General features: G+C 46.4%; 6 protein-coding genes. All 6 read right to left on the bottom strand.

Annotation, left to right across the window (positions count from 1 at the left end; translation table 11 throughout):
* Window positions 1-1318: ATP-binding protein (locus ACI4J0_RS10955; protein WP_439765849.1), on the bottom strand; the 1318-nt coding region annotated here is incomplete at its 3' end.
* A 99-nt stretch (window positions 1319-1417) separates the two neighbouring features.
* Complete coding sequence (gene remB, locus ACI4J0_RS10950) at window positions 1418-1663, bottom strand: extracellular matrix regulator RemB (RefSeq protein WP_439765848.1); 246 nt, start codon at window positions 1661-1663, stop codon at window positions 1418-1420.
* A gap of 4 nt (window positions 1664-1667) precedes the next feature.
* Window positions 1668-2792 (bottom strand): DNA replication/repair protein RecF, encoded by a 1125-nt coding sequence (gene recF, locus ACI4J0_RS10945; RefSeq protein WP_439765847.1) that lies wholly within the window; start codon window positions 2790-2792, stop codon window positions 1668-1670.
* Window positions 2792-3022, bottom strand: coding sequence for an RNA-binding S4 domain-containing protein (locus ACI4J0_RS10940; RefSeq protein WP_439765846.1), 231 nt, complete (start codon window positions 3020-3022; stop codon window positions 2792-2794). Before ACI4J0_RS10940 ends, recF begins: the two co-directional genes overlap by 1 nt.
* A gap of 163 nt (window positions 3023-3185) precedes the next feature.
* Window positions 3186-4292, bottom strand: a complete 1107-nt coding sequence (gene dnaN / locus ACI4J0_RS10935; RefSeq protein WP_439765845.1) for a DNA polymerase III subunit beta — start codon at window positions 4290-4292, stop codon at window positions 3186-3188.
* 1046 nt (window positions 4293-5338) lie between these two features.
* Window positions 5339-5754 (bottom strand): helix-turn-helix domain-containing protein (locus ACI4J0_RS10930; protein ID WP_439765844.1); only part of this gene is annotated, 416 nt, incomplete at its 5' end.

Here is a 5754-nt window from a genome sequence, read left to right as displayed (position 1 = left end):
AGTCTCCCTCCACGATGTAAAGCTCGGTGAGCTTGTTGTCCTTGTCATAGCAGTCGGAGAGCTTTCCGGGGAGAGAAGCGCTGTCCATAGCGGACTTTCTTCTTGCAGTCTCTCTTGCCTTTTTAGCCGCCTCTCTTGCCTTCTGAGCGTTTACCGCCTTGTCGAAGATCGCCCTTGCCTGCTCGGGATTTTCCTCGAGGTAGCACATAAGCTTCTCGTAAACAATATCCTCCACAAGAGGTCTTGCCTCGGGATTTCCGAGCCTTCCCTTAGTCTGACCCTCAAACTCGCAGTTTGTGAGCTTAACGGAAATGATAGCGGTAAGACCCTCTCTCACATCGTCGCCGATAAGCTTGTCGGCATTGTCCTTGATGAGATTGAATTTCTTTCCGTACTCGTTTATCACCTTGGTAAGCGCATTTTTGAAGCCGTTCTCATGAGAACCGCCGTCAACGGTGTGAATATTGTTTGCAAATGAGCGTATATCCTCATTAAATGACTCATTCCACTGCAAAGCCACCTCAGCCGTAGAATCGCCCTTTGAACCGCTCACATAAATGACCTTGTCCGTCAGCGGCTCATATCCCTTTACCTTGTGGATATGCTCCACGAACTGCCTTATGCCGCCCTCGTAGTGAAGCACCTCGGACTGGATATTATCATCATCTCTCAGATCTGAGAAAACAATTCTGACTCCCGCATTAAGGAAAGCCTGCTCTCTGAGACGTTTGAGCAATACCTCATACTCATAAACGGTAGTCTCGGTAAATATCAGCGGGTCAGCCTTGAATTTAACGCTTGTACCCGTCTCTGTTGTATCGCCTATAACTTTCAGCTGTTCATCGTAATGACCGCCGTTATAAAATCTCTGGAAATAAACGTGCTTGCCGTCCTTGACCGTAAGCTCCAGCCATTCGGAAAGGGCGTTAACAACGGAAGCGCCCACGCCGTGAAGACCGCCTGCGACCTTATATCCGCCGCCGCCGAACTTACCGCCCGCGTGGAGAATGGTGTAAACAACGGTAGCCGCCGAAATGCCCTCCTTGGGGTGAATGCCGACAGGGATACCACGACCGTTATCCGTGACCTCGATAATATCTCCCTTGAGGATATTTACCTTTATCTCGGTGCAGTAGCCTGCCAGCGCCTCGTCAATGGCGTTGTCAACTATCTCGTAAACCAGGTGATGAAGACCTCTGGGACCCGTAGAGCCGATGTACATACCCGGGCGTTTTCTTACGGGGTCGAGACCCTCCAGGACCTGTATCTGGCTTTCGTCATAAGCCTGTTCGGGAGTATTGTTTTGAATATCAGACATAAAAAGTGACCTTTCCTTTCTGTAAATACGCCCCGAAAGCAGGACATATTGCGGTTAATTATATTACTATCTGTATAAATCATAGATATTTATACAGAATTATCTGCATCTTTTCATAATAGTAGCGGAGGAAACATTAGAAATATAAACTCTTTCCCTTCCCTCTGCCATAGCTACAATAAAGGATCTTGGCATTTCATAGGAGACCGAAACGGCAGATCTTCTTTTGCCCGAAGCGGCGAGATATTCCTTTGATACCTTGCTCACCGAGGTATTTTCGATATCAAAGACCCCGATAATATCCGAGTCTCTGACCACCGTGTCGCTGCCCAGATGTATATACATCAAATCATCCTTTCAGCTCGGTTATCCTGCCGCCCTTAACGGAAAAAATTTTCCCGTCGGAGCTGCCGATGACCCTCCTGTCGCAGCAGGTGATAAAGACCTGCATACCCTCGATATTTTCCAGAATGAACCTCTGCCTGCCGGTGTCAAGCTCGCTGAGAACATCGTCAAGGAGCATAACGGGAGCGTCCCCCGTCTGGTCCTTTATTATCTTAGCCTGAGCGATCTTCATAGCCAGCGCAGTGCTTCTCTGCTGACCCTGAGAGCCGAACTCCCTTACGGGAAGCCCATTTATGGCGGCGCAGACATCGTCCCGGTGAATGCCGCAAAGGGTGTAGCCTGCCCTGATATCATCATCGGCGCCGTTTCTGAGTTTATCGAGATATATCTCAAAAAGCTCCCCCTCGTGGTCAGTCCTTCCCTCGAGACGTTTATATATAGTTGACTGATAGTATAATTTAAGAGTTTCATTACCATCTGTAATTTTATTATATAAACTCTCAGTATAACTATTCAGATTATTACAATAAGTATCACGAATAACGGATATATACGCCCCTGTCTTAGCAAGCTGAACGTCCCATACATCGAGCATACTCTTGTCCGCCCTGCCGAAAGCAATGTCTTTTATAAGAGCATTTCTCTGACTCAGCAGCCCATCATACTTGTTAAGGGCATAGACGAAGGATCTTTTCAGCTGTGAAGCGGAAAGGTCGATAAAGCTCCTGCGGTTGTCGGGAGAGCCCTTAGCCAGCGCCAGGTCCTCGGGGGTAAAAACCACGCATTTAAGGTTTCCGAAAAGCCGCGACAGCAGTGGGACCTTGACCCCGTTGAGAGTAATGTTCTTGTCCTTGACGGAGCTTTTCTTCACCTCAAGCTCTATTTTCTGGGGACGGAAGGAATCCCGGTACTCAAGGGAAATTTTAGCCTTGTCCTTGTCGAAGCCTATAAAATCCCTGTCTCTGGTACCGCGGAAGGAGCGGCAGCCCGTCATAAGCCACACAGCCTCGATGAAATTTGTTTTCCCCTGAGCGTTATCGCCGCAGAGTATATTCATTTTCTCATGAGGACATATATCCGCCCCGGAAAGATTTTTATATCCGTCAGCGCAAACCCGGGTAATTATCATCAGACGACCTCAAGCCTGAGAATAATATCCTCGGCAGTTATCTCGGCAACGTCGCCGGGGCGGAGTTTTTTGCCCCTCATAGTGCAGACTTCACCGTTGACCTTAACGATGCCCGCAGCGACCATATCCTTAGCCTCCGAGCCGATATCCGCCGCCCCGGAGAATTTAAGGAGCTGCTGGAGCTTGATGAACTCGGTGGTTATCTTGATTTGTTCGGTCTGAACTTCCATTTTCATTTGACCTTTCGTTTAATTATAAGGAGATTTCGCAGATAAACTCTGTTTATCATTGCGAAAGGGCGACCAAAGGGCATTGGACTTGAAAACAATACCCTCCCTTTGGAAACCTGAAAGCCTTTGGAAAAGGCTTGAGTGAAACTTTTATCTTTTGATATTACTCCGCCTTTAATCTGACAGGCAGCACCAGGAACGTAAAAGCATCCCCGTCCACAGGGACCATCTTCATAGGCGAGAGACCGCCGTTCAGAAGGAGCTTTACCTTATCCGACTCGGAAGCCTTGAGGGCGTCCAGAAGGTACTTGCAGTTAAATCCGATATCCACCTTATTTCCCGTAACGTCAACATTGAAAACGTCGGAAAGCTTACCGAGGGAGGTAGAGCAGCTTATTCTGACCTGACCGTCCCCGAAGGAGCATTTAACGGGAGCCTTAGTCTGCTCCACGATAAGCAGGGAGCATCTTTCAAGGCTTGCTATAAGGTCCTTGGTGTTAAGGATTATCTCGGTGGTATGGTTCTGAGGTATGGAGCCCTTGTAATTATGGAACTCGCCCTCCAGCAGTCTTGAAATAACGGTATAGCCGCTTATGTCGAAGGCAATGTGCTTTCTTGAAACGTACATATTCACAGGCTTTTCGTCATCGTCTCTCAGAAGCTTTGAGACCTCGGAGAGGGCCTTTGACTTGACAACGAAATGATACTTATCCTCGGTGTTCAGCTTTTCTGTTCTCACAGCCAGTCTGAAGCCGTCAATGGCAACGAGGTTGAAGACCCCGTCCTCGATATCGAACAGCTCACCTGTAAGTATTGGCTTATTATCCGATACCGATACGGCGAAAATGGTCTGGCTTATCATATTTTTAAGGAGCGCCTGAGAAACGCTGACGCAGTCGGAGGTGTCGTAATCGGGCATAGAGGGGTAATCGTCGGCGGAGAGGGCGAGAATGTTATATTCCGCGTCGCCGCCCTTGATCGTAGCCTTGAGCTTCTCGTCAATTTCCACGACCACATTTTCCGAAGGCATTTTTCTGACTATCTCGGAGAACAGCTTAGCATTAACGGTAAATTCCCCGTGATCCTCCGACTGCACCTCGATAGTAGTTCTGATGCCCAGCTCCAGATCGTAGCCTGTAAGCTCCAGCTCATTTTTATTGAGATACATTTTGATACCTTCCAGAGCGGTAACGGGGGATTTAACGGGGACAGCTCTTGACACATTATTCACAGCCTCATTGAGCACAGACTGTTTGCAGATAAATTTCATTTTAATTATTCCTTTCCATATATGATACGCCGAAGGTGATCTATAATAAAAATTTTACTTACACAAATTCATCATCATCTGCTCTGAAAATTACAATACGGTAACAATACAAAACAAATAATTACAAAATAGTAACAGTAATAGGGGTGTTGAAATTACCCAAACCACCCGTCACACCGCTTCACAAAAGGCTTAGCAGTTAGACAGCCGGGAGTTGAAATTTTCTTCTCTTTCGTTGAAACCGGTTGAAGAAAATCTTAGCACATTACCCGCCGTTCAAACGGTTGAAATTTTCTTAAAAGTTTCCTGTTCACCGCCGAAAATTCCGTTGAAATTCCGAAACATACCCGACAGTGATTCAAAAACCTGTTGAAAACCACATTTATACTTTTTGTAAAACCAAAATGTAACAACTTGTAACCAATTTGTAACTGTGGATTTTGTCAGATTAAAAGTTTTAAACAGCCAATTCAACAAGCTGTTGAAAACTGTTGATATAACTTTCTGTAAAATTAAACTTACTGTATAATTTACATTTGATATTACAGATTGTAAATTTAATTTATTATCCTCACATTGCCATACCTACCAAAAATTCGCATAAACAAGCCGATTTTGAATTTCTGTTGAAAAAGTTACATTTTGTAATATTTTGTAACCATATTGTAATGCGGCTGTTGAAAGTTTGGATTTTTATGGTTTATAGCGGGGTATGAGGGTATTTATACTGCTTTTGGGAAATATAATTTGCTTGGGGCTGAAAGCTGTGCGGGGAGCAATGCGCCTTAGGGCGCATTGTGTTAAGGGTTGCGACCCTTAACAATCCCGGGGAAGGGGAACGCCCTCTATCGCAGGGCGTTCCCCTCTTGAAAACAGTCCACAGGACTGTTTTCAATTCACCCCTTTGCGGAGCTCTTCTAAGGATAAGGAGTTTCGCCCTCTGCGGAGGGCGACGAGGGGCTCTGCCCCCTCGACCCCCGCAAGCCTTTGGAAAAGGCTTGAGCGAAACTTTTATCTTTTGAACTCCGTTAGTTTTGCTGGGGTCTTTAACTTGTTGCGCCCTTAATATTCTTTATAATATCCTCGATGGTTTCTTTCGTACCCGAGTCGGTCGCGACTGCCTCGGAGATACTGTCGATATAGAATGAAACTGTTGAATGATTTTTGCCGCCCAGCTCCGCGCCGATATTCTGAAGTGACAGCTGGGTCATTTCCTTAATGACATAAGCCGCCACTTTTCTTGCGGTGGATATCTGAGAGGAGCGTTTCATACTTCTTATATCGTCGCTTGTAACGCCGTAAATTCCCGCCACCTCAGCAATTATCCTGTCCACGGTAACGGGGGCGATGGTATCGTCGCTGAGAATTTCTCTTATAGCGTTCATAGCCTGAGTCATAGTGGGAGGAGTGCCCATAAGGTGCTGAGAAGCCTTGAGCTTTTTAACGCAGCCCTCCAGCTGTC

Origin of the sequence: Huintestinicola sp. (assembly GCF_051882455.1) — a bacterium.
Lineage (GTDB): Bacteria > Bacillota > Clostridia > Oscillospirales > Ruminococcaceae > Huintestinicola.
Note: the sequence above shows the minus strand (reverse complement) of the source record. Positions and strands in the feature narration are given on the sequence as shown.

Coding starts and splice junctions, on each gene's coding strand:
- remB (WP_439765848.1), bottom strand. CDS start 1,663: ATGTATATACATCTGGGCAGCGACACGGTGGTCAGAGACTCGGATATT.
- recF (WP_439765847.1), bottom strand. CDS start 2,792: ATGATAATTACCCGGGTTTGCGCTGACGGATATAAAAATCTTTCCGGG.
- ACI4J0_RS10940 (WP_439765846.1), bottom strand. CDS start 3,022: ATGGAAGTTCAGACCGAACAAATCAAGATAACCACCGAGTTCATCAAG.
- dnaN (WP_439765845.1), bottom strand. CDS start 4,292: ATGAAATTTATCTGCAAACAGTCTGTGCTCAATGAGGCTGTGAATAAT.